Below are 25430 nucleotides of genomic sequence, written 5' to 3'. Positions count from 1 at the left end.
AAAATCAGGAATTTTGCCGGAAATAATCTGGGGCAGACGGGTTCTGCCCTTTCTATCCACTATATTTTATAAGAAATGAGGAATTGTTATGGCACAGTTATGGGGTGGACGTTTCACCAAAGAGACCGATCAGCTGGTTTATAATTTTAATGCATCCATATCGTTTGATCAGAAATTTTACAAACAGGATATCACAGGAAGCAAGGCACATGTGAAAATGCTGGCAGCACAGGGCATTCTGACTGAGGCAGAGCGTGATCAGATCCTGGAAGGCCTGGATGGCATTCTGCGTGATGTTGAGAACGGAACACTTAAGATCACAGACAAATACGAAGACATCCACAGCTTTGTGGAGGCAAATCTGATCGACCGCATCGGCGATGCCGGCAAAAAACTGCACACCGGACGCAGCCGCAATGACCAGGTTGCACTGGATATGAAGCTTTATACAAGAGATGAGATCGGTGAGATCGACAAACTGCTGAAAAAACTTCTTGAGACACTGCTTGGCATTATGGAAGAAAATATTGAGACTTATATGCCGGGATTTACCCACTTACAGAAAGCACAGCCGATCACGCTGGCACATCATTTCGGGGCTTATTTTGAAATGTTCAAACGTGACAGACAGAGACTGGCTGATATTTATAAGAGAATGAATCTCTGCCCGCTTGGAAGCGGTGCACTGGCAGGCACAACGTATCCTCTGGACCGTGAGATGACGGCACAGCTGCTTGGATTTGACGGACCAACCTTAAACAGCATGGATTCCGTATCCGACCGTGACTACCTGATCGAGCTGCTCTCTGCCATGTCAACGATCATGATGCATCTGAGCCGTTTCTGCGAGGAGATCATCCTCTGGAATTCCAATGAATACCGCTTTGTGGAGATCGATGACGCTTACAGCACCGGCAGCAGCATTATGCCGCAGAAGAAAAACCCGGATATCGCAGAGCTGGTAAGAGGAAAGACCGGCCGTGTTTACGGAGCACTGACTTCCATGCTGACCACGATGAAAGGCATCCCGCTGGCATACAACAAAGACATGCAGGAAGACAAAGAGCTGACCTTTGATGCGATCGACACCGTAAAAGGCTGTATTGCCCTGTTTAACGGCATGGTTTCTACGATGAGCTTCCGCAAAGATATCATGGAAAAGAGTGCAAAAAACGGTTTCACCAATGCGACCGATGCCGCAGATTATCTGGTAAACCATGGCGTACCGTTCCGTGACGCACACGGTATTGTAGGCCGTCTGGTACTTCTGTGCATTGACAGAGGCATTGCCCTGGATGACCTGACACTGGAAGAGTACAAAGAGATCAGCCCGGTCTTTGAAGAAGATATTTACGAGGCAATCTCCCTGAAAACCTGCGTGGAAAAACGTCTGACGATCGGTGCTCCTGGGGCAGAAGCCATGAAAAAAGTCATCATGCTCGAAAAAAAATACCTGGAAGAAGCAGAAAATTTATAAAAACCGCTTGATTTTTTTGCTGAAATAGGATAGGATAGTTCGAGTAAAGACAAATGTCCGCACACAAAATACACGAACGATAAATTGTCCGTTGTAAATAAATTACGAAATGAGGATTTGAAAAATGGAACAGAAATTAAAAGTCGGTATCCTTGGAGCAACCGGAATGGTAGGTCAGCGTTTTATCTCTCTTCTTGAGAATCATCCATGGTTTGAAGTGACCACACTGGCAGCAAGCCCGAGAAGTGCAGGAAAGACATATGAAGAAGCAGTCGGCGGAAGATGGAAAATGGACACTCCGATGCCGGAAGCTGTAAAGAAGATCGTTGTCATGAATGTAAATGAAGTAGAAAAAGTTGCATCAAACGTAGACTTTGTATTTTCAGCCGTTGATATGTCAAAAGATGAGATCAAAGCGATCGAAGAAGAATATGCAAAGACAGAGACACCGGTTGTTTCCAACAACAGTGCACATCGCTGGACACCGGATGTACCGATGGTTGTTCCGGAAATCAATCCACAGCATTTCGATGTGATTGAATCTCAGAAAAAACGTCTGGGAACCAAGAAAGGTTTTGTAGCAGTAAAACCGAACTGCTCTATCCAGAGCTATGCACCGGTACTGACTGCATGGAAAGAGTTTGAGCCATACGAAGTCGTAGCTACCACTTACCAGGCAATCTCCGGAGCAGGCAAGACTTTCAAAGACTGGCCGGAGATGGTAGAGAACATCATCCCGTACATCGGCGGCGAAGAAGAAAAGAGCGAGATGGAGCCGCTTCGTCTGTGGGGCGAAGTGAAAGACGGCGTGATCGTTCCGGCACAGAGCCCGGTCATCACCTGCCAGTGCATCCGTGTTCCGGTTCTGAACGGACATACCGCAGCAGTTTTCGTTAAGTTCAAAAAGAAACCGACCAAAGAACAGCTGATCGAAAAACTGGTGAACTTCAAAGGACTTCCTCAGGAACTGGATCTGCCAAGTGCACCGAAGCAGTTCATCCAGTACATGGAAGAAGACAACCGTCCGCAGGTAAAACTGGATGTCAACTACGAAAACGGCATGGGCGTATCGGTTGGCCGCTTAAGAGAAGATAAAGTTTATGACTGGAAATTCGTGGGACTGTCCCATAACACCGTCAGAGGAGCAGCAGGCGGAGCCGTTCTGTGTGCAGAGACCATGACAGCAAAAGGATATATCACAAAGAAATAAAGAAAAACGGTTTAAAAAACAGGCTCAAAGAGATGTCAGCGAAAAGAAACGCCGGCATCTCTTTTTGCTCTTGCATTTTTGTTTGCCATTTTGTACAATATTCAGGAACGCAGCAAGAATGTCAGAGACATTCTTAATAATAGATATGATGTTGGGGTCCCAAGGTCTTTCATCCACCTGTGAGCAAGCTCATGTGGATTTAGACCTTTTGACCCTGGCATCATAAATATGACATTTCGAATTTTTACAGGTGGGTTTGGGTAAATGATAAGGATAAAAAACGTAACAAAGGATTATGGCAGCAATAAAGGTGTTTTTGATCTTTCTTTTGAAGTACAGGATCAGGAGACGTTTGGACTGCTGGGGATGGAAGGTGCCGGCAAGACGACACTTCTGCAGATTTTGATGGGATTTTCAAACCTTTCCGGGGGACGCTGCACGATCAACGCCAAACATTGCTGGAAACAAAGTACCGGTATTAAGAATTTTACCGGATATCTGCCGCAGAAGATCACACTGCCGGAGTCGATGACCGGTCTTCAGTTTTTTCGCTTTCTGGCAGATTTAAGAAACAGAAAAAGCCTGGAAAAAGCGATCCGCACCGCAGATGCATTTGAGCTGGACACTTCAAAAAAGATCCGTGATCTGAATCAGGAAGAGAAAAAAAAGCTGGCGATCGCCGGTGTATTTCTTCATGATCCGGAGGTGCTTCTGCTCGATGAACCGGAGAGTGATCTTGGCGAAAAGGCAAAAGTGCAGTTCATGAACCTGATCCTGGAAGAAAAAAGCAGGGGAAAGACGATCCTGATCGCTACCGGAAGTTTTGCGACGGCGGAGCGGCTCTGTGACCGCATCGGGATCCTGCGGCGTGGCATGCTGGTCAACCTGGATGATGTTTCCGTGATCCGTGAGGCCTCCAGAAAGGTATTCTGCATCGGATTTCGAAGTGAGCTGGAAGCAGTCCGTTTTGTCAGAGAGTCAGGATTTGATGTTTTAAATAAAAATGCGACTCAGCTTACCGTCTCGGTTTCCGGAGAACTGCAGAATTTTATCAAAGTGCTGTCAGGGTATAAAGTGCTGACCATGGAGAGCATTCCGCAGACGTTGGAAGAGACCTTTACCTATCTGTATGGAGGTGACCTGAGTGATTAATATTCCAATACTGAAGAAAAATTTCAGAGAACATATCTGGTTGTGGGGCATCGTCACCGCTGTACTGGTACTTTATCTGTTTCTGCTGTTGGGGACATACGCACCAGATGGAAAAGCCGGTGTGATCCTTTTATTTTCCGGGCTGCCGTCCGCAGTTCAGACAGCACTTGGGGCAGGCAATTACGGACTGTCTTTAAGTGGCATTTTGGGAGGCTATTTCTGGGAGAATATCTTTACACTGGTACCATTTGTAGTCAGTATCCCGGTGGCGGCATCTTTCGTTGCAGGCAAACTGGAAAGCGGTGCTTTTGCCTGGATTCTGTCGGCACCTGTGGAGCGTGAAAAGCTTTTGTTTACTCAGATTTATTCTTTTACATTTGCCCTGTTTGCATTGTTTTTTGTAAATTGTCTGGTCGGAATAGTGTGCGGCCTGGCCTTTTGCGGATCGTATTTTGTGATTTCCGAGTTCTTACTGATGTGCCTTGGCGGATTCTGTCTGCATTTCTGCCTTGGGGGCCTGCTGTTTGTGATATCTGCAATGTGTGATGAGAAAGCACTGGCAGTGATGATCATGACAGGGATCGTACTGTTATTTTATATCCTGAAAATGCTCGCTTCGCTTGGGGGGATTTTCGGATATCTGAAATATGTGACGATCTTCTCCATGTATCTGGCGGACGATGTGATCGACGGGGGCATGTTTTTTATATGGAAATATCCGGTACTGATCCTGGCGGGCGTTCTGCTTTACTGGCTTTCCATGCGAATATTTGAGAAGCGGGATCTGCCGCTTTAAAAGAGGAGTAAATAATTGAAAAAATTATACATAGCAGAAAAACCGAGTGTTGCACAGGAATTTGCGAAAGCGTTGAAGATCCGGGCGGCAAGGAAAGATGGCTATCTGGAGGGAGAAGAGGCTGTTGTGACCTGGTGTGTCGGACATCTGGTGACGATGAGCTACCCGGAAGTTTACGATGCTTCTTATAAAAAGTGGAGCCTTGCGACGCTTCCGTTTCTGCCGGAGAACTTTCTTTACGAAGTGATCCCGGCGACGAAAAAGCAGTTCAAAGTGGTCAGCACTCTTTTAAATCGAAAAGATATTGATGTGATCTATGTCTGTACCGACTCCGGACGGGAAGGAGAATATATTTACCGCCTGGTGGAGCAGGAAGCACATGTTCAGGGCAAGAAAAGGCTGCGTGTGTGGATCGATTCTCAGACAGAAGAAGAAATCCTGCACGGGATTGCGACAGCAAAAGATCTTTCCGCATACGATAATCTTGCAAGTGCCGCTTATCTGCGTGCAAAAGAGGATTATCTGATGGGCATCAATTTTTCCAGACTTTTAAGTCTGAAATACGGGCAGTCCATTTCAAGCTGCATGGGAACAAGATACACGGTGATCTCAGTCGGACGTGTGATGACCTGTGTGCTTGGCATGATCGTCAGAAGGGAACGTGAAATCCGTCAGTTTGTGAAAATGCCGTTCTACCGTGTACTGTCTTCCATGGTATGCGGTGAAAGCACGATCGAAGGCGAGTTCCGTGCCGTCAAAGGTTCCGCGTATTTCCAGTCTCCGAAGCTCTACAAAGAGAATGGATTTTCGCATAAAGAAGATGCAAAAGAGCTGATAGAGAAGCTGAGCAATCCAAAACCGGTGCAGGCTGTGATCGAAAAGCTGGAACGCAAAAAAGAAAACAAAAATCCGCCGCTGCTTTATAACTTGGCGGAACTTCAGAATGACTGCTCGAAGCGTTACAAAATCAGCCCGGACGAGACCTTAAAGATTGTCCAGGAACTCTACGAGAAAAAGCTGGTCACTTATCCGAGAACGGACGCCCGAGTGCTGTCAACGGCAGTAGCAAAAGAGATCCACAAAAATATCCGCGGACTTTCCGGGTTTGCAAACGTGCAGTCTTATGCGGCGGAAGTTTTAGAAGGCACGGCCTGGAAAAAGATCGCATCGACACGTTACGTCAATGACAAACAGATCACCGACCATTATGCGATCATCCCGACCGGGCAGGGACTTTTGGCACTGCGGAGCGTAAGTGCCCTTTCGGTAAAGGTTTATGAGCTGATTGCAAGAAGGTTCCTCAGTATTTTTTATCCGCCGGCCATTTACCAGAAAACGACACTGGTTTCAAAAGTACAGCAGGAGTCCTTTTTCTCAAGTTTCCGTCTGCTTCTGTCCGAAGGATACCTTAAAGTGGCAGGCATGCCGGAAGAAAATAAGAAAAAAGACGATACAGAAGATGTGAAATGTGACGAAAATCTGCTTCAGGCACTGCAGAAATGCAAAAAAGGTGATATACTTCCGGTGAAGGGCTTTTCCATCAAAGAAGGCGAAACTTCACCGCCGAAACGCTATACATCCGGTTCGATGATTCTGGCAATGGAGAATGCCGGTCAACTGATCGAGGATGAAGAACTGCGTGCCCAGATCAAAGGAAGCGGCATCGGAACGAGTGCAACCAGGGCAGAGATTCTGAAGAAGCTTCAGGCAAACAAATACATTGCCCTGAATAAAAAAACGCAGGTTCTGACACCGACACACCTGGGGGAGATGATCTTTGATGTGGTGAACAATTCAATCCGTTCTCTGTTAAACCCGGAGCTTACGGCAAGCTGGGAAAAAGGGCTTACCTATGTGGCGGAGGGCACGATCACTTCCGAAGAATATATGGAAAAGTTAGAGGGCTTTATAAAAAGAAGAACCGATGCCGTACTTGGCAGCAATAGTTCCTATGCTTTGCGGAAACTATTTGACGAATCGGCAGTTTTCTATAAAAAACAGCAAAAGCCGCAGAGGCGACTAACAGGAGGTAAGAAAGATGGAAACATGTAAAATCAAAAATCTCTATAATCTCGAGGAAACGATTGCAAAAGATCTGTTTGAAGGAGCTGTTTATCCGTGGGAAGTACTTCCGAAGATCAGCGATTTTATCAAAAAACTGGGAGCGACCTTAAGCGAAGAAGAATACGAAAAACGCGGGGAAGACATCTGGATCGCAAAATCCGCAACCGTAGCACCGACCGCTTACATTCACGGACCGGTAATCATCGGAAAAGAAGCAGAAGTACGCCACTGTGCATTCATCCGCGGCAATGCGATCGTAGGTGAAGGAGCCGTTGTCGGCAACTCCACCGAACTGAAAAATGTGGTCCTGTTCAACAAAGTACAGGTTCCGCATTACAATTATGTCGGTGATTCCATTCTTGGATACAAGGCACATATGGGAGCCGGTTCGATCACATCCAATGTCAAATCCGATAAAAAACTGGTAGTGGTAAAAGATGACAAAGGCAATCGCATCGAGACCGGACTGAAAAAATTCGGTGCCATGATCGGCGATAACGTAGAGGTAGGATGCGGCTCCATCTTAAATCCGGGAACCGTAGTCGGACCGGACAGCAATATCTATCCGCTTTCCTCTGTGCGTGAAGTGATCCCGGCACACAGCATCTACAAAAAACGCGGCGAAGTCGCAGAAAAGAGAAAACAGAACGAGAAATAAATTGACAATAAGTAAAGAGTAAACTATAATAAAGGGAGGATAATTTTGTCCTTCCTTTTGACATTTCATTTCACTCAGAGAAGAATGACATCAGATGTGAGGTGACTTCCGACTCTGGCGTTCTTGAATTCGATAAACAGCAGGCAGCACTTCTGCTGCAAATTTCCAAGCATGGACACGCTTTTTGGTTGACATTTTCAAAAATATATATTAATATGGGGAGAGAACGAACATAAGTTCGTAAGCAAGCCCTTTTGCGTATTGCAAAGGTGCACAGAAGAAACGAGAAAACCATTGGCATTACAGAAACCAGGTATCAGATTGGTATAATCTGTATCGAAAGTATACGCTTGTGGTCAGTACAGTTGAGTATTTTCAAGTCGAACACATGTGAGACTTGGCAGGCGATTCGTGTCAGTTTTGCAGATATTTACCTGATACGGGAAGACAAGTGGAACAATATAGAGCAAATAGAAGATTAAGGAGGATATTAAAATGGGACAGGATGATAAGATCAAGGCACTGGAAGCGGCTATCACAAAAATTGAGAAAGATTTCGGAAAAGGTGCCATTATGAAACTGGGTGATTCCGGAAACCATATGAACGTGGAGACCGTTCCGACCGGCTCTCTGAGCCTGGATGTGGCACTGGGACTTGGCGGTGTTCCAAAAGGAAGGATCGTGGAGATCTACGGACCGGAGTCCAGTGGTAAGACGACCGTAGCACTGCATATGGTAGCAGAAGTCCAGAAACGCGGCGGTATCGCAGGATTTATCGATGCAGAGCATGCACTGGATCCGGTCTATGCAAAGAATATCGGCGTAGACATTGATAATCTTTACATTTCACAGCCGGATAACGGTGAGCAGGGGCTTGAGATCGCAGAGACCATGGTGCGTTCCGGAGCAGTGGACATTATCATCGTGGACTCTGTGGCAGCACTGGTGCCAAAAACAGAGATCGAGGGCGATATGGGAGATTCTCACGTAGGTCTGCATGCAAGACTGATGTCTCAGGCACTTCGTAAACTGACCGGTATCATCGGCAAATCCAGCTGTACCGTGATCTTTATCAACCAGCTGCGTGAAAAAGTCGGTGTCATGTTCGGCAATCCGGAGGTTACAACCGGTGGCCGTGCACTGAAGTTTTACTCTTCCATCCGTATGGATGTACGCCGTATCGAGACACTCAAACAGGGCGGCGAGATCGTCGGCAACCGTGTGCGTGTCAAAATCGTCAAGAACAAGATCGCACCGCCATTTAAAGAGGCAGAGTTTGATATCATGTTCGGTCAGGGCATCTCAAGAGAAGGTGACATCCTTGATCTGGCAGTGAAAAATGAGATTGTAAACAAGAGCGGGGCATGGTTTGCCTATAACGGTATCAAGATCGGACAGGGCCGTGAGAATGCCAAGATTTACCTGAAGAACAATCCGGAGACGATGGCAGAGATCGAAAAACTGGTGCGTGAAAAGTATGGATTTGACGGTGCGGCAGCCGCAGATGATGAAAAAGAAGACAAAAAAGCAACAAAGAGCAGTACTGCGAAAAAGGATGCCGTAAAAGAAGAAACTCCGGCAGCAGATCCGGACGGCAGCGGGGATGAAGCATGATCGTCACTGCATTAGAGCCGGTCGGCAAGACGAGAGTGCAGGTCTTTTTAGACGGAGAAAAAGCTTTTGTCCTGTATCGGAATGAGGCTTACCGGATGGGGATCCGTGAAGGGGAATCCCTTTCAGAGCAGGCATATGCAGAGATCATGCAGGAGATCCTGCCCAAACGGGCCAGGCTGCGTTGCATGAATATCTTAAAAAGTGCAGATAAGACCGAATGGCAGCTGAGAACAAAGCTCCGTCAGGGAGGATACCCGAAAGAGATCGAAGATATCGCTATCGAGTATGTGCGAAGCTTCCACTATATCGATGATGTACGTTATGCCGGATACTATATCGAGAGCCGCAGCCAGACAAAGAGCAAACGCCAGATCGTACAGGAGTTAAAAGCAAAAGGCGTTTTTTCAGAAGATATTGAAGCGGCATACGAACAGGCAGAAGGAAACAGCGAAGAAGAAACGATCCTCGCACTTGCGAAAAAGAAACGCATGAACCTGGAGAATCCAACAGCGGAAGAACAGCAGAAATACTATGCGTTTTTTATGAGAAAAGGATTTTCCTATGCTGCGGTACGCAAGGTTCTGCGGGGGCTCGAATAATTAGGAGAATATTTTTGGCAACAATCAAAGAAATAGCAGAAAAGGCAGGTGTCAGTACCACAACCGTTTCCAACGTCATTCACGGGAAAACAAAAAAAGTATCACCTGCAACGATCCAGAAGATCGAAGCACTGATCAAAGAAGTTGGTTACGTGCAGAAAAGAGGACTGCGAGTGCTGAATAACGAGAAGTCTCAGCTGATCGCAGTTGTCATCAACTATCATAAAGAATTCAAAGATTCCATTCTCGGAGATCCATTTTATGGGAAGATCATCGGATTTATCGAAGAATATGTGCAGAAACAGGGCTATTACCTGATGCTGTATTCCACAAAAGACATCGAAGAGATTTTTCAGATGGTGGCAGGCTGGGATGTGGACGGCGTGATCGCCATCTCCTTCAGCCGGCACAACTGTGAAAAAATCTATCAGCTGATCAAAAAACCGATCGTGTCGATCGATGCCTACGGAAACGCAGCCAAAGACAGCCATCTGGTCAATATCGGTCTGGATGACGAAAGTGGCGGCTATCAGATGGTGAAATATCTGCTGGAATGCGGATATGAGCACATCAAAGTCTGTGCCGGAAGAGACAACGGTGTCGATCATCTGCGTTATGTCGGTGCACAGAGAGCCATGCAGGAGTGTGCGGCAGAAGGTCAGAAACTGCAGTTTGTGGCACTTGGCATGAACTATGAAAAACGAAAAGCAAGTTATGACTGGCTGGTACAGAGAAGATTGCCGGGAACGGCACTGTTTTTCCTCTCCGATATGTATGCACTGGAAGCAATCCGCTTCTGTGCTGACAAAAAAGTAGCCGTGCCGCAGCAGATCGGCGTGGCAGGCTATGACGATATCAGCTATGCACAGTACTCCACACCGAGACTTACCACCATAAAGCAGGACGTGCAGAAAAAAGCACAGAAAGCAGTGGAGATCCTTCTGAAATGGATCGAAGAAGGCGAAGAATATCCGCAGCGGGAAGTAGAACTGTCCGTGACACTGGTGAAAAGGAAGTCGGTGGAGAGAGACTGAAAAGCAAGATTCAGCAATATTGTTTGATTTTGCGTGATAAAGAAAAATGACATCCACACAAAAAAAATGAAAATGTGCAAATGAACGAATTCCCCGAAGGCACGCTCTCGCTACCTCACATTGGCAGCGGTACATCAGATAGTACCTACTGGGGAATTGTTCATTTTGCACATTGACAAAGGTTCCTGGCTTGCCAGAGGACACCGAACAGGAAACGCAGCGTGTCAGAGCATTTGTTTTCCAAAATCAGGGCGTTTTTATTATACGAACCTTCCCTTTTTCAATAAATCCTTTCATAATCTATCAAAATGCACAAAAATCCCCCATCTGAACTTATACAAAAAGACGGTTATCTACATAACCTATTTACAGACAAAACGACAAATGCTATAGTGTGTACATAGAAGTTATGTACATAACCTAACGAAATATGACGCAGAACAGACACTTCAAAGGAGGATCACATGAAACAGATTTTGATTGCCACACATGGAAAAATGGCCTCCGGAATCCGTTACACGGCCGAGCTGATCGTCGGTCAGCTGGCAGAGATCACGACGATTGATGCTTATGTAACACCGGAAGACAATGTGGAAGAGCAGTTTAAAGAATTTTTTGAGAAGCATAAAGAAGACCGCATCATCGTGTTTACCGACCTGATGGGAGGAAGCGTAAACCAGAAGCTGATGGAGTACGCAAAGCAGGACAACGTCACACTGGTGACCGGAACAAATCTCCCGGTACTGATGCAGGTCATGCTTGCGGATGATGATGTGAGCGAAGAAGAGATCGAAACTTACATTGAGGAAGCAAGAGGAGAACTTCAGATGGTGCAGATGCATGCAAAACCGAAAAAGGAAGCAGATGCAGCGGCACAGAGTCAGAAGAAAGCGGCTGCGGTTCAGGAGAAAAAAGCCGCACAGCCTGCAAACTATGAAAATTCAACAGCAAAGATTTCCGCACTGCGTGTAGATGACCGTCTGATCCACGGACAGGTGGCGATGACCTGGACCAAACAGTTGCGTGTACAGGGGATCGTGGTGGCAAATGATGATGCGGCAAACGATGACACGCAGAAAATGGCACTGAAAATGGCAGTTCCGGGAGGCATCAAGGCACTGATCAAACCGGTAGATGAAGCCATCCGTGTTCTGAATGATCCGCGTGCATCAAAAATGAGGATCCTCGTTCTGACAAGAACCGTCAAGGATGCACTGAAGATCCGCAGACAGGTAGGTGAGATTGAATTTCTGAACATCGGAAACACCGGAAGATTCGACGGAATCGATGTATCTGAAAAACAGCTGCTTTCCCCGACCATCATGCTGACAGACGAAGAAGTGCAGAACTTAAGAGAACTGGTGGCAATCGATCCAAAGACCTGCATGCAGCAGGTTCCGAATGATGAGCAGAAACTTGTCAAAGATGTGCTGGACAAGTTAAAAGATACCAAGGGATTGTGAGAGTGCAAAGCACGGAACAATCCGTAGGTATCGTAGTTGATGACGTTTGATCCTAAAATCATTGAAAAGGAGAAAGAGATTATGTTAAATGCATTTTTAGTGGCACTGGCCGTATTTATCTGTGTCGGCGGTGCAGAATTGATTGGTTTTACGATGTTAAACCGACCGATCGTCATCGGACCTTTGGTTGGTCTGTTCCTGGGAGATGTAAAAACAGGCGTTATGATCGGTGCTTCACTGGAAGCCGTGTTTATGGGAGTTGTAAATATCGGCGGTGCTTCAGCGGCAGAACCTGGAATTGCAACAGCAGTCGGTACGGCATTTGCAATCATGCTGGGTAAGGGAAGTGAAGTTGCCCTGACACTGGCTTTGCCGATCGGTATTTTGGGACTTCAGATCAAAACATTCCTGTACATCTTTCTGGTTGGTATGTTTGCAAAGAAATTTGACCAGCTGGCAGCAGAAGGAAAAGAAAAACAGATCGTTTTTCTGCACTATGGACTGTGGGCGGTCAACTGGATACTGTATTCCCTGGTTGCATTCCTTGGAATCCTGTTCGGTTCCGATGCAGTCAGTACTCTGATGGATGCAATCCCGGATGTGGTTATGAACGGACTGACTGTCTGCGGCGGGCTTCTTCCGGCAGTCGGCATGGCAATGCTGATGAAAATGCTGTGGGACAAGAAAATCTGTATGTTCTATTTCCTTGGATTTGTCCTTTCTGCATACATGAACCTTCCGCTGATCGCAATCGCAGTGATCGGTGTGATCGTTGCCATCTCGATTGGCATGAACGACTACAAGATCAATCAGCTGTCTATGCAGCGTGTGGCTGCACCGGCAGGTAACCAGTCCAGTGAATTTGATGAAGAAGAGGAGGAATTTTTCTCATGAGTAATCTGACAAAATCCATTCCGGCAGATGAACGGAAAATGTTAAAAAAGGCATTCTGGCGTTCCTTTACCTTATATGCAGCCGTAAGCCCGGCAAAACAGGGTGCGTCCGGCTTCTGTTACGCACTGATGCCGTTTATCAATAAATTCTACAAAAATGATGAAGAAGGCAAAAAAGAAGCACTGGTAAGAAGTATGTCTTACTTCAATACCACGATCACCTGCTCGACCTTTATCATGGGGCTGGTTGCTTCCATGGAGAAAAAGAACAGCGAGCAGAAAGATTTTGATGCAAATTCCATCAACGCAGTAAAATCCAGTCTGATGGGACCACTGGCAGGTATCGGAGATTCCATTTTCTGGGGCGTTCTTCGCGTGATCGCAGCCGGTATCGCAGTTGGACTTGGTATGACCGGAAATATTCTGGCACCGATCGTATTCTTACTGCTGTTTAACATTTCGTCCCTTCTTGTGAAATATTATGGAACCTTTCTGGGATACAAACTGGGTTCCGAATATATCCAGAAAGTTTATGCAAGCGGTCTGATGAATATTCTTACAAAAGCTGCAAGTACCGTAGGTCTGATCATGGTTGGCGGTATGACAGCGAGCATGGTAACTTTTAATTCTACTTTTGAACTGAGTATGCAGGGAGAATCCATTCTGAATCTGCAGTCTATGCTGGATCAGATTTTCATTGGAATCGTTCCGCTGGGACTGACTCTTTTGTGCTATTACCTTCTGAAAAAGAAGAACGTCAGCATCACCGTACTGATCATCGGTGTCATCGTTCTTGGCATTGTATTGTCGTTACTTGGAATTGCATAAGGGAAAGAGAAGGAGTAAAGAAAAATGAGAGACTGGTGGAAAAATTCTGTTGTATATCAGATTTATCCAAGAAGCTTTAAGGACTCGAACGGAGATGGCTTCGGCGATCTTCGCGGAGTCATCGAAAAGCTGGATTATCTGAAAGAACTGGGAATCGATGTGATCTGGTTAAGCCCGGTATTTGATTCTCCACAGGATGACAACGGATACGATATCCGTGATTATCGCAGCATCTACGAAAAATTCGGAACAAACGAAGATATGGAAGAGCTGATCCGACAGGCACACGAAAGAAAAATCAAAGTTGTGTTGGATCTGGTGGTAAACCATACTTCGGACGAACATGCCTGGTTTGTGGAGAGCCGCAAGTCAAAAGATAACAAATACAGCGATTATTACATATGGAAAGATCCAAAAGCAGACGGCAGCGAGCCGAACAACTGGGGTTCGAGTTTCTGCGGAAGTGCCTGGGAGTACTGTGAAGAACGCGGACAGTATTACCTGCATTTCTACAGCAAAAAACAGCCGGATCTGAACTGGGAAAACGAGACTGTCCGAAAGGAAGTTTATGATCTGATGAAATTCTGGATGGAAAAAGGGGCAGACGGCTGGCGTATGGACGTGATCGCTTCCATTTCAAAAGACCAGAATTTCTCGGACTACGAAGAAACAGAGCCGGGAAGAAAGTATTATACCGGAAAATATCACAGCAACGGGCCAAGACTTCATGAATTTATCCAGGAGATGAATCAGGAAGTCCTCTCAAAATACAACTGCATGACTGTCGGTGAGGCACCTGGTTCTACACCGGAAGTGGCAAGACTTTTCACCGATCCGAAGCGAAAAGAGCTGAATATGATCTTTACATTTGAGCATATGAACATCGACCGCATTCCGGGATCGGTCAACCGCAAGTGGGCATTAAAACCATTTGACCTGAGAGAACTGAAACGTGTCATGTCCAACTGGCAGGACAAACTCAGCGGCCAGGGATGGAATGCTCTGTATTTTGAAAATCATGATCAGCCGAGGATTATTTCCCGCTGGGGAAATGATACCACTTACCGCAGGGAATGTGCGAAAGCGTATGCAACCGTTCTTCATGGAATGCAGGGAACACCGTATGTGTACCAGGGTGAGGAAATCGGTATGACAAATGTCCATTTTCCGCTTGATGAGTATGAAGATATCGAAGTGCGAAATGCATACAAAGAACTGGTGGAAAATGGAAAAAGCATTTCCGAAGAAGAGTTCAAAAAGGCAGTCTGGAACAAGAGCCGTGACAATGCCAGAACCCCGATGCAGTGGGATGACAGTGAAAATGCAGGATTTACAACCGGAAAGCCATGGTTTGCACTGTCTGACCGTTACAGGGAAATCAATGTCAAAGAAGCACTTGCAGACAAAGACTCCATTTTCTATTATTATAAAAAACTGATCGAGATGCGTCATCAGGAACCACTTCTGACAGAAGGCAGCTACGAGCTGATCCTTGCTGAAGAGGAACACATTTTTGCCTATCTTCGCAAAACAGCAGATGAATGTTGGATGGTGGCAGCAAATCTCTCAGAGGAGACGATTCCGGCAGAAATTTTGAAGTCCTATGCGAAAGGAGTGCAGGAAGTCAAGATCGCAAACTATGCAGAGCGAAAAGATTTAACAGAAGCACTTCGCCCATACGAAGCATTTATGATGAAAATTCAGTGAAACACAGCTTGTAAAGAGATGAAAACATAAGACATACGAAAAACGAAACGATTTCATCTTAGATTACAGGCGGAAAAGGAACAAAATCTATGACAGACAGATATTGGATCGCCGTCGATATGGACGGCACACTTTTGAACAGCAGGGGACAGATCTCAGAGCGAACCTGTGCTGTTCTGCAAAAATGTCTGGATCAGGGGAACCATGTCCTTCCCGCTACGGGAAGGGCATTGCCGCTTCTTCCGGAAAAAATCAAAAATCTTTCGGGAATTTCGTATGCGGTTCTTGGAAACGGATCCGTTGTCTGGGACTGGAAAAAGACATGTGCATTATATAAAAAATGTCTTCCGGAAGGATCGGCAGAACAGATCTTAAAGGATGTGCGGGAAATGTACCGGGTGCATCAGGAAAAAGCAGGGAAAGAATCACGTTATTATGCAGAAGTTATCTCAGATGGAAAAGTCTATGCGGACAGTCTCGACAGAGAATATTTCCTTACGGCAGAAATCGAAGGGAATTTTGCAGAATATATGCTTTCAAACCACGCGTATGTGAAAAGATTAGAAGACCAGAGTGAAATCCTGAAAAAAGCAGAAAAGATCAATATCTTTTTTGAGGATGTTTTACTTTCAAAGAAAATCCGGGAAAAATGGCAGAAAGTAAAAGGAATCTACACGACAACCTCAGTAGCCGGAAATGCGGAATTTACAGCGGAAGGGATAAATAAAGGCAGAGGACTTGCCATTTTAAAAGAACGTCTTGCGATTCCAAAAGAGCAGATCATTGCGATCGGGGATAACGAAAACGATGTGGAGATGTTCAAAGAAGCAGGGATTTCCGTTGCGATGGAAAATGCAAAAGATCCGGTAAAACAGCAGGCAGATTTTGTGGCTGCGGATAATGACCACGACGGAGCCGCAGAATTTCTGGAAAAATTTCTGAAACTATAAAGAGCACACCTCGGACAACGATCACGACGGGCATTTACCGGGCACTTGCGAAACTGAAAATCGTCCGGTAAATGCAGAAGCGAATTGTTGATGCAAAATAGGATAAAGCACTTCACAATTACTTGACAATATGCACAAAGCAATGTAAAATTAATATGTTGTACTTGTACAATGCGAGTAACAAAAGGCATTTAAAGAAACATTGCAGCTGTGAAGATAAAGCAGTTACAGATGCTTTAAATCCGTCCGTTACTTGAAAATTCTATAAGGAGGTGCTCCTGTGGGCCCAGTAGTAATTGCTATTGCTGTTCTGGTGACTCTCATCATCGCCGTCCCTGTTACAGCTGTCGTAGCGATCTCTTACCGCAAGAAAGTGGTAGAGACAAAGATCGGCAATGCCGACGAGAAGGCAAGACAGATTGTAGATGACGCCTTAAAGGTTGCAGAGACAAAGAAACGGGAAGCACTGCTCGAAGTGAAAGAGGAATCCTTGAAAACCAAGAATGAACTGGAAAGGGAAACAAAGGAACGTAGAGCAGAGCTGCAGCGTTACGAAAAACGTGTACTGTCCAAAGAAGAAGCAGTGGACAAAAAAGCGGACGCAATCGAAAGAAGAGAGACAGGCTTAGCGGCAAAGGAAGAGGAAATCAAAAAGAGAAGCAATGAAGTGGAAAAGCTGACAGAACAGAGAGTACAGGAACTTGAAAGAATTTCAGGATTGACCTCCGAGCAGGCGAAAGAATATCTTTTAAAAACGGTTGAAGATGAAGTAAAACATGACACTGCCAAGCTTTATAAAGAGCTTGAGAGCAGAGCAAAAGAGGAAGCCGGCAAGAAAGCCAAAGAATATGTGGTCAATGCCATTCAGAAATGTGCGGCAGATCATGTTGCAGAGACTACGATCTCTGTAGTACAGCTTCCGAATGACGAAATGAAAGGAAGGATCATCGGACGAGAAGGCAGAAACATCCGTACACTGGAAACCATGACGGGTGTGGATCTGATCATCGATGATACTCCGGAAGCAGTGATCTTATCCGGCTTTGATCCGATCCGCCGTGAGGTGGCTCGTATCGCCCTCGAAAAACTGATCGTAGATGGCAGGATTCATCCGGCAAGGATCGAGGAGATGGTTGAGAAAGCACAGAAAGAAGTAGAGAACATGATCCGTGAGGAAGGTGAAGCAGCAACACTTGAAGTTGGTGTGCACGGCATCCATCCGGAGCTGGTGCGTCTCCTTGGACGTATGAAGTTCCGTACCAGTTATGGACAGAATGCACTGAAACATTCCATCGAGGTGGCACAGCTTTCAGGACTTCTGGCAGGTGAGATCGGTGTGGATGTCCGCATGGCAAAACGTGCCGGACTTCTGCATGATATCGGAAAATCCATCGACCATGAGGTTGAAGGTTCCCATATCCAGATTGGTGCAGATCTTTGTAAGAAATACAAAGAATCTCCGCTTGTCATCAATGCGGTGGAAGCACATCACGGAGATGTAGAACCTGAGAGTCTGATCGCATGCATCGTTCAGGCAGCTGATACGATTTCAGCAGCAAGACCGGGTGCGAGAAGAGAGACACTTGAGACTTACACAAATCGTTTGAAACAGTTAGAAGATATTACCAACTCCTTCAAGGGAGTAGACAAATCGTTTGCTATCCAGGCAGGACGAGAGATTCGTATCATGGTAGTTCCGGAACAGGTCAGCGATGCTGATATGGTTCTTCTGGCAAGAGATGTTGCAAAACAGATCGAGGCAGAGCTGGAATATCCTGGACAGATTAAAGTCAGCGTGATCCGTGAAAGCCGAGCGGTTGATTACGCAAAATAGCATTTAAACATACCCCGCATACCATAGCGATATGGTTTGCGGGATTTTTTTGTGCTGATTGCATCAGATTCTGCATGTGTTTGACTTGAAGTTGTTTTGCAATGAAGGAAGCAGTTTTGCACAGTTTCAGGCATAAAACATGCAGCGTACTGTATAAAGTAGAAGGAAAGATAAACGCTTCGCAAGGAGGCCGAAGGCATTCTTGAATGTTCCACGGACAATGGCTTTGTATCGACCGGAACGGAGAAGCTATAAAACAGTGAAAGCAGGGTGCAGATCATGCGATTGAAAAAGCCGGATCAAAAATTTCTTCTTTTGTGTGCGATATCGATGCTGACAGGGATTCTGGCGGGGATTTTTCTTGCAGTAAAATGCAGAACCGGCAACGGTGCAGCCGGGATTTTCAGTCCGTACTATTTAAAAGAATATGCCTATTTGGATATTGATCGCAGAAAACTGATGCTGATCGTGGCAAAAGAGAGGGGGAAATGGCTGCTACTTTTGTGGGCGCTCGGATTCAGCACGGTTGGAAGATTCTGTATTTATCTGTTTCCGGCAGTCTGGGGCGTGATCGGGACTTTATTTCTGGCACAGGCGTTTGCCAGTATGGGGATTGCCGGGATCGGACTTGGACTTTTATTTCAGGTGCCGCAGATCCTGATTTATGTGCCGCTGTTCCTGTGGATGATGGAAGAAGCAGACAAAAAAAGCAGACAGTTTGCGTATCTTCGGAAGATCGGGACGGCAGGGAAGAACAACAGGCGGTATTTTCTGTGCTTTTTTGTGGCTTTGTCGGTACTTTTTTTGGGAATTTTGACGGAAAGTTACGCAGGCTCCGGGCTTGTTCAGATGATTTTAAGAATTGTTTACTAAAAGAACAGCAAAGTTATGTAAAATAATCACTATATCTGGTAGAAAAACAAAGGGAGAATCAGGATGTTGTAGGAACAAAAAAACCCAAAATTTCGGCATTTTTCCCTATTTGCAAGCAACAAAAAAATGATTATACTTGGAAATATGGAATAGATTGGAATTTAGTGTTTTTGTGACCTTGCATTGTGGTTTATGTGAACGCAGAGTGCCATGTGAGTGCAAAGAACGGAACAGTCTGAATGGCATTTTTTGAGAAGCACATCACAAAAACAGAGATTTTATGCAACAGGGAGGGAAACGATGGAACAGGTAATGCCGGATTTTATTACATATCTGACAAATGAGCGGAATGCATCCAAAAGTACTGTGTCTTCTTACTGCCGGGATCTGGAAAGAATGTTTCAGTTTCTCGACGGAAAAGGCATCAAAAAGACGGATGATGTCACGCCGATCAGTTTGAATTCTTACATCCTTTATCTGGAGAAAGAGGGGTTTTCGATTTCAACTGTATCCAGAAATGTGGCATCCATGAAGGCATATTTTCACTATGCATTTGGACGCAGGCTGATCGAGAAAGATCCGACCAGAACAATCAAGGCACCGCATATCGAGAAGCGGGTGCCGGGCGTGCTGACGCAGGAGCAGGTGACACGGCTTTTGGAGCAGCCGTCACGAAACACAGCCAAAGGCATCCGTGACAAAGCGATGCTGGAGCTTTTATATGCAACCGGAATGCGGGTGTCGGAGCTGATCGCAGTGCAGATGGAAGATGTCAATTTCAGCCTGGAGTATGTTGTCTGCCGTGATGCAGAGCGTTTGCGGGTGATCCCTCTTGGCAGAAAAGCAAAAGAAGCACTAAAATTTTATCTGAAAGAAGCAAGAGACAGGCTACTTTGCGGAAAAAAAGGAAATTATCTGTTTGTGAACTGTCAGGGAAATTCGATGAGCAGACAGGGATTCTGGAAAAATCTGAAAGAGTATGCAAGGAAAGCTGGGATTGAAGAAGATATTACGCCGCACACCTTCCGTCACAGTTTTGCGGCACATCTGGTGGAAAACGGAGCCGACCTTCGCGATGTGCAGGAGATGCTGGGCCACTCGGACATCTCGACAACGCAGATCTATATGGAGATGGCAGCAGGAAAAGTCAGAGCTTCCTATAAGAAGGCACATCCGCGGGCAGATTAATGCCTGGATGAGCCATAAACAGAAAGTTACAGATAGTAATGGATATCGGAAATTATTTTAATTCTTCTTCCGGGAAAAGGCTGCGGATCTTTTCGACGGTTTTGCGGGCTTCTTTATGGTCGGAGCCGCTGGCGGTCACGCCGATGACAACGTTGCCGTTCTGCACGATGCCCGGAAAATAAAAATCACATTTTGTTTTATCACTACAGACATTTACGGTGATCCCCATGCATTTGCATGCACTGTAGATGTCTGAATTGATCTGATGGTCGTTTGTGGCAGCAATCACATAATCGGCATCATAAATATCTTCGCGTTCGTAGTTTTTTCTTTTGATCCTGAGCATCCCGGCTTTCTCCATATCCAGAAGCTCCCGGTTGACTTCCGGTGCAATGACTGTGAGATGGTTGGTAAAAGAAACCAGTGTGCGGATGCGTCTCTTGGCGATCGTTCCGGCACCGACTACGACGATCTGTTTCTCATTTAAATCTACAAAAAGCGGAAAATAAGGTTTTTTATCGTTTGACATGTTCTACTCCTGTGTTACATAATATGGGCATTTTGAGCTTTTAACCCTGGCATCATTATATAATAAAAAAAAGTACTGGTCAAAGTTTTTTGCGGAAAATTCTGTGGACAGAAAGGAGGGCTGCGGTATAAAATGAAACGGAGTAGCAGAAAAATCGGGAGGCGATGGCGTGAATTTTACAAAAAAAAGTTTAAGACTCTATGCAGTGACAGACCGCAGCTGGCTTCATGGAGAAACCCTGTATGAACAGGTGGAAAAGGCATTAAAAGGCGGCGTGACTTTGGTGCAGCTGCGGGAAAAGGAACTTTCGGAAGCGGATTTTGAGCAGGAGGCAAAAGAACTGCTGGAGCTTTGCCATAAATACAACGTAAATCTGATCATCAATGACAACGTGGCACTGGCGGCAAAAGTCGGGGCGGACGGCGTGCACATCGGTCAGTCGGACATGGGGGTGGAAAAGGCGAGAGCCATCCTTGGAAAGGAAAAGACCATCGGTGTGACGGCAAAGACGGTGGAGCAGGCAAAGGCAGCGGAAGCAGCCGGGGCAGATTATCTTGGCAGCGGAGCCGTGTTTGGAACCAGCACCAAAAAAGATGCAAAACCGATGGATCATGCACTTTTACAGGAGATCTGCGAGAGCGTGAAGATCCCGGTGGTGGCAATCGGAGGCATTGACGGCGGCAACATTCTTTTGCTGAAAGGCAGGAAAATGGCAGGTGTGGCAGTGGTGAGTGGTCTGTTTGCCTGTGAAGATATCAAAAAAGCGGCAGAAGATCTGCGAGAGAAAGCAGACAGGATCTGTGAATAAAAGATAAAAGCAAATTCACCTGAAACAGAAAGAGGAATGCATATGAAAATGAAAACAGCACTTACAATCGCCGGAAGCGATTCTGGCGGCGGAGCCGGTATCCAGGCGGACATCAAGACAATGATGGCAAACGGTGTGTATGCGATGAGTGCGATCACGGCACTGACGGCACAGAATACTACAAAAGTAGCAGATATTATGGAAGTGACACCGCAGTTTCTGGCAGAGCAGCTGGACTGCATTTTTACAGATATCCGGCCGGATGCGGTAAAGACCGGCATGGTTGCCTCCGCAGCTCTGATCCGGACGATCGCCGGGAAACTGACGGAGTATCAGGCGGAAAATATCGTGGTCGATCCGGTCATGGTTTCTACAAGCAGAGCAAGACTGATCAGTGAGGAGGCCATCGAGACGTTAAAAGAAAAGCTGTTCCCGCTGGCAACGGTGATCACGCCGAACATTCCGGAGGCAGAAGTGCTGGCGGATATGGAGATCGAGACAGTGCAGGATATGGAAAAAGCAGCAGAAGTGATCGGAACACGGTATGGATGCTCCGTTCTTTTAAAGGGCGGTCATCAGAAAAACGATGCCAGCGATCTGCTCTGGCAGAAGGATAAGAAGCCGGTGTGGTTCCATGGAGTGCGGATCGACAATCCAAACACGCACGGAACCGGATGTACGCTTTCTTCTGCGATCGCATCCAATCTTGCGAAAGGCAGAGATCTGGAAACTTCGGTCGAGGCGGCAAAACGCTATATTTCCGGGGCACTGGCAGCGATGCTGGATCTTGGAGCTGGCAGCGGTCCGATGAATCATGGATTTGCGATAAAGGAAGAGTGGTAACATGGATAACGCAAAAAAGAAAAATAATAAGATGAATAATCATTCATACAACGAAAAATACAACAGCAGGAGCAGGATTGAAAAGCTGACACTGACGGCTCTGTTTACGGCGATCGCAGTGGTCGGCAGTATGTTTTCCTTCCCTATATTCGGGTCAAAATGTGCACCTGTGCAGCATCTGGTCAACGTTCTGTGTGCAGTGACAGTCGGACCGTGGTGGGGACTTGGACAGGCATTTTTAGCGGCACTGATCCGCAATCTGACCGGGCTTGGAAGCCCGCTGGCATTCCCTGGAAGCATGTGCGGGGCACTGCTTGGCGGACTTCTGTATCGCTATGGGAAAAAACTGCCGTTTGCCTACATCGGAGAAGTGTTTGGAACGGGCATCATCGGCGGCATGCTTTCTTATCCAGTGGCATCTCTGATCATGGGAAATCAAAGTGCAGCACTGTTTACATTTGTTGTGCCGTTCCTTGTCAGTACCTGCGGCGGTACGGTCCTGGCAGCTGTGATCACCGTTTCGATGGCGAAAATGGGTGTGCTTGCTAAGCTGCAGAACGGAGAAGTGTAGATGCGGATGGAGGTTTCAGATCAGAAAAATACCGGAATTTTTGCAGAAAAGATTGCTTCGCTGCATCAGGAAATACAAAACAGGCGTCCGCTGGTGCAGTGCATCACCAATGCGGTGACCGTCAATGACTGTGCCAACATTCTGCTGGCAGCCGGTGCGTCCCCGACCATGGCACATCATCCGCAGGAGGCTGCTGAGATTTCCACGGGGTGTGATGCACTGGTCTGCAATTTCGGGGCGATTGCGGATTATGAAGCGATGAAAAGTGCGGCACTTATGGCAACAAGGCTGGGGCATCCGATCGTGATCGATCCGGTCGGTGTATCCGGCTCCACTTACCGCAGGACAAAATGTATTGAGCTGATAAAAAAAGCCGGGGCGGACTGCATCCGAGGGAATTATTCGGAGATTGCGGCACTGATCAAAAATGACAGAACGGTTGTCGGGGTGGATGCCATGCAGCAGCAGATCGATACACAGGCAATGCAGGAATTTGCCAGACAGAACAGACTGTTTCTGTGGGCATCCGGAGAGACGGACATTCTGACGGACGGCGAACGTCTGTGGTACTGTAAGAACGGCGATCCGCTGATGGCAAGGATCACAGGCAGCGGGTGTATGTCCTCGGCACTTTTAGGAGCTTTTCTTTCAATCGAAAATTCGCTGGAAAGTGTGGCGGCGTGCTGTGCATTTGTCGGTTTGGCAGGGGAGCTTGCGGCAGAAAAAACAGCTCAGGCACAGGGTGGAACGATGACCTTTCGCCTACAATTTATAGACACAATTTCGCTTATTTCATCACAAAACGAAATATTTTTAAAGAATAAGATCATAATTCCATAATTTTTAGCGAATAAAACAGGGTGGATATTTATACAAGTTGTGATATAATAGACTGGAATTGTTTTCGTGGATATCGTTTCGTGGAAAAGTCTGCTTTCGGTATCAGAGGAAAATAGAATTCCTGCTTTTAAAAAGCAGGCACGAAAGCTGAATTTAGAATGAAACAGATGAGGAGAATGACATGAGTTTCGAATTTATCAAAAAATTACCGACTCCGCAGGAGATCAGAGAAAAATATCCTCTGTCAGAAGAACTGGCAGCAATCAAAAAAGCAAGAGATGAGGAGATCCGCAAGGTGTTTACCGGAGAATCCGATAAATTCCTGGTGATCATCGGACCTTGTTCTGCAGATAATGAAGAGGCAGTTCTGGATTATGCAGGCCGCCTGGCAAAAGTAAATGAAAAAGTCGGCGACAAGCTGATCCTGATCCCACGTATTTATACAAACAAACCGCGTACAACAGGTGAAGGATATAAAGGAATGATGCATCAGCCGGACCCGGAGAAAAAACCGGACCTGCTGGCAGGACTTCTGGCAATACGTAAAATGCATATTCATGCAATCGAGCAGACCGGTCTTACCGCAGCAGATGAAATGCTGTACCCGGAAAACTACAGATACTTATCTGATCTGCTTTCTTATGTAGCGATTGGAGCACGTTCTGTAGAAGACCAGCAGCATCGTCTGGTAGTCAGCGGCATGGACGTACCGGCCGGTATGAAGAACCCGACCAGCGGCGACTTAAGCGTTATGCTCAACTCTGTTGTTGCAGCACAGTGCAGCCACAGCTTTATTTACCGTTCCTGGGAAGTGAAGACAACCGGAAACGAACTGGCACATACCATTTTACGTGGAGCTGTAAACAAACACGGCAACTGCATCCCGAACTACCACTATGAAGACCTGAACCTGGTAGACCGTCTCTATAAAGAGAGAAATCTCAAAAACCCGGCTGTTGTTGTGGATGCAAACCACTCCAACTCCAACAAACAGTATGCAGAACAGGTTCGTATCGTGAACGAAGTGCTTCACAGCCGCAACCTGAATCCACACATCAAAACACTGGTAAAAGGTGTGATGATCGAAAGTTACATCGAAGGTGGAAATCAGAAGATCGGATGTGTACCGCACATCTACGGCAAATCCATCACAGACCCATGCCTTGGATGGGATGATTCCGAGAAACTGATCTACTCTATTTATGATCTTTGCTAAAGAGTATGTAAGAGGACTGGGAAAGGATAGCTTCCTGATATCCCAGGTCTTTGAAAAGAAAGCCGCCGTCCCGGGGATTGGCGGCTTTCTGTGACCTTATCTTAGAAAAGTATTTTAGTAGGAGGAATTTATAAGTGACTAAATATATTGCTTAATATGGTTAAATGTGTTTAAATATACCTATGGAGGTATTATTATGAACACGCCAAATATCACGAATTATAAACCAAAAGATTTTGCTGAATTAATAGGTGTTTCTGTGAAAACATTACAGCGTTGGGAC

22 protein-coding genes and 2 pseudogenes are annotated in these 25430 nt (G+C 46.1%); 23 read left to right on the top strand and 1 reads right to left on the bottom strand.

The window, feature by feature from the left end:
• The first annotated feature begins 88 nt into the window (after positions 1 to 88).
• From argH to xerD, 17 genes are all read left to right on the top strand, one after another.
• Positions 89 to 1477, top strand: a complete 1389-nt coding sequence (gene argH, locus LKD42_RS03930) for an argininosuccinate lyase (protein ID WP_248834859.1) — start codon at positions 89 to 91, stop codon at positions 1475 to 1477.
• 124 nt (positions 1478 to 1601) lie between these two features.
• Entirely contained in the window at positions 1602 to 2687 is a 1086-nt protein-coding gene (gene asd / locus LKD42_RS03925; RefSeq protein WP_248834858.1) for an aspartate-semialdehyde dehydrogenase, read from the top strand.
• A gap of 264 nt (positions 2688 to 2951) precedes the next feature.
• The gene (locus LKD42_RS03920; protein WP_022118911.1) at positions 2952 to 3839 is read left to right on the top strand and encodes an ABC transporter ATP-binding protein; all 888 of its coding nucleotides are present in this window, start codon (positions 2952 to 2954) and stop codon (positions 3837 to 3839) included.
• Positions 3832 to 4635, top strand: a complete 804-nt coding sequence (locus tag LKD42_RS03915; RefSeq protein ID WP_248834857.1) for an ABC transporter permease subunit — start codon at positions 3832 to 3834, stop codon at positions 4633 to 4635. Before LKD42_RS03920 ends, LKD42_RS03915 begins: the two co-directional genes overlap by 8 nt.
• A gap of 15 nt (positions 4636 to 4650) precedes the next feature.
• The gene (locus LKD42_RS03910) at positions 4651 to 6687 is read left to right on the top strand and encodes a DNA topoisomerase (protein WP_248834856.1); all 2037 of its coding nucleotides are present in this window, start codon (positions 4651 to 4653) and stop codon (positions 6685 to 6687) included.
• Positions 6674 to 7357 carry an acyltransferase gene (locus LKD42_RS03905; protein ID WP_248834855.1) on the top strand — a complete coding sequence of 228 codons (684 nt, stop codon included), beginning with the start codon at positions 6674 to 6676 and terminating at the stop codon, positions 7355 to 7357. The genes LKD42_RS03910 and LKD42_RS03905 overlap by 14 nt, the downstream gene beginning before the upstream one ends.
• Before the next feature lie 495 nt (positions 7358 to 7852).
• Entirely contained in the window at positions 7853 to 8971 is a 1119-nt protein-coding gene (recA, locus tag LKD42_RS03900; RefSeq protein WP_147631098.1) for a recombinase RecA, read from the top strand.
• Positions 8968 to 9570 carry a regulatory protein RecX gene (locus tag LKD42_RS03895; protein WP_248834854.1) on the top strand — a complete coding sequence of 201 codons (603 nt, stop codon included), beginning with the start codon at positions 8968 to 8970 and terminating at the stop codon, positions 9568 to 9570. The genes recA and LKD42_RS03895 overlap by 4 nt, the downstream gene beginning before the upstream one ends.
• Before the next feature lie 14 nt (positions 9571 to 9584).
• Positions 9585 to 10604, top strand: a complete 1020-nt coding sequence (locus LKD42_RS03890) for a LacI family DNA-binding transcriptional regulator (RefSeq protein ID WP_022118905.1) — start codon at positions 9585 to 9587, stop codon at positions 10602 to 10604.
• Positions 10605 to 11068: 464 nt separating this feature from the next.
• Positions 11069 to 12067: a PTS sugar transporter subunit IIAB gene (locus LKD42_RS03885; protein WP_173865537.1), complete on the top strand. Its 999-nt coding sequence runs from the start codon at positions 11069 to 11071 to the stop codon at positions 12065 to 12067.
• A gap of 81 nt (positions 12068 to 12148) precedes the next feature.
• Complete coding sequence (locus LKD42_RS03880; RefSeq protein ID WP_178089145.1) at positions 12149 to 12961, top strand: PTS mannose/fructose/sorbose/N-acetylgalactosamine transporter subunit IIC; 813 nt, start codon at positions 12149 to 12151, stop codon at positions 12959 to 12961.
• Positions 12958 to 13788, top strand: coding sequence for a PTS system mannose/fructose/sorbose family transporter subunit IID (locus LKD42_RS03875; protein ID WP_248834853.1), 831 nt, complete (start codon positions 12958 to 12960; stop codon positions 13786 to 13788). The genes LKD42_RS03880 and LKD42_RS03875 overlap by 4 nt, the downstream gene beginning before the upstream one ends.
• A gap of 24 nt (positions 13789 to 13812) precedes the next feature.
• Positions 13813 to 15495: a glycoside hydrolase family 13 protein gene (locus LKD42_RS03870; RefSeq protein WP_248834852.1), complete on the top strand. Its 1683-nt coding sequence runs from the start codon at positions 13813 to 13815 to the stop codon at positions 15493 to 15495.
• Positions 15496 to 15584: 89 nt separating this feature from the next.
• Positions 15585 to 16445 (top strand): Cof-type HAD-IIB family hydrolase, encoded by an 861-nt coding sequence (locus LKD42_RS03865; protein WP_248834851.1) that lies wholly within the window; start codon positions 15585 to 15587, stop codon positions 16443 to 16445.
• A 280-nt stretch (positions 16446 to 16725) separates the two neighbouring features.
• Complete coding sequence (gene rny, locus LKD42_RS03860) at positions 16726 to 18279, top strand: ribonuclease Y (RefSeq protein ID WP_022118903.1); 1554 nt, start codon at positions 16726 to 16728, stop codon at positions 18277 to 18279.
• Between the two features lie 279 nt (positions 18280 to 18558).
• Positions 18559 to 19152, top strand: coding sequence for a hypothetical protein (locus LKD42_RS03855; protein WP_147631106.1), 594 nt, complete (start codon positions 18559 to 18561; stop codon positions 19150 to 19152).
• A 300-nt stretch (positions 19153 to 19452) separates the two neighbouring features.
• Positions 19453 to 20340, top strand: coding sequence for a site-specific tyrosine recombinase XerD (gene xerD, locus LKD42_RS03850; protein ID WP_248834850.1), 888 nt, complete (start codon positions 19453 to 19455; stop codon positions 20338 to 20340).
• Between the two features lie 52 nt (positions 20341 to 20392).
• Here the strand turns inward: xerD and LKD42_RS03845 are convergent, their stop codons facing one another.
• Positions 20393 to 20869 (bottom strand): precorrin-2 dehydrogenase/sirohydrochlorin ferrochelatase family protein, encoded by a 477-nt coding sequence (locus LKD42_RS03845; RefSeq protein WP_173865542.1) that lies wholly within the window; start codon positions 20867 to 20869, stop codon positions 20393 to 20395.
• 169 nt (positions 20870 to 21038) lie between these two features.
• Here LKD42_RS03845 and thiE point away from each other — a divergent pair, with 169 nt between their 5' ends.
• From thiE to LKD42_RS03815, 6 genes and pseudogenes are all read left to right on the top strand, one after another.
• Positions 21039 to 21677 carry a thiamine phosphate synthase gene (gene thiE, locus LKD42_RS03840; RefSeq protein WP_147631109.1) on the top strand — a complete coding sequence of 213 codons (639 nt, stop codon included), beginning with the start codon at positions 21039 to 21041 and terminating at the stop codon, positions 21675 to 21677.
• A gap of 48 nt (positions 21678 to 21725) precedes the next feature.
• A complete protein-coding gene (gene thiD / locus LKD42_RS03835; RefSeq protein ID WP_248834906.1) occupies positions 21726 to 22520 on the top strand; it encodes a bifunctional hydroxymethylpyrimidine kinase/phosphomethylpyrimidine kinase in 795 nt (264 codons plus the stop codon).
• 31 nt (positions 22521 to 22551) lie between these two features.
• A complete protein-coding gene (gene thiW / locus LKD42_RS03830) occupies positions 22552 to 23091 on the top strand; it encodes an energy coupling factor transporter S component ThiW (RefSeq protein ID WP_173865557.1) in 540 nt (179 codons plus the stop codon).
• Positions 23092 to 23097: 6 nt separating this feature from the next.
• The gene (gene thiM, locus LKD42_RS03825; protein WP_248834849.1) at positions 23098 to 23931 is read left to right on the top strand and encodes a hydroxyethylthiazole kinase; all 834 of its coding nucleotides are present in this window, start codon (positions 23098 to 23100) and stop codon (positions 23929 to 23931) included.
• 157 nt (positions 23932 to 24088) lie between these two features.
• A pseudogene (locus LKD42_RS03820) lies at positions 24089 to 25147 on the top strand (3-deoxy-7-phosphoheptulonate synthase); the annotation flags it as partial.
• Between the two features lie 211 nt (positions 25148 to 25358).
• Positions 25359 to 25430, top strand: a pseudogene (locus LKD42_RS03815) (IS607 family transposase); the annotation flags it as partial.

Source organism: Hominisplanchenecus faecis, assembly GCF_020687205.1.
Taxonomy (GTDB): domain Bacteria; phylum Bacillota; class Clostridia; order Lachnospirales; family Lachnospiraceae; genus Hominisplanchenecus; species Hominisplanchenecus faecis.
Note: the sequence above shows the minus strand (reverse complement) of the source record. Positions and strands in the feature narration are given on the sequence as shown.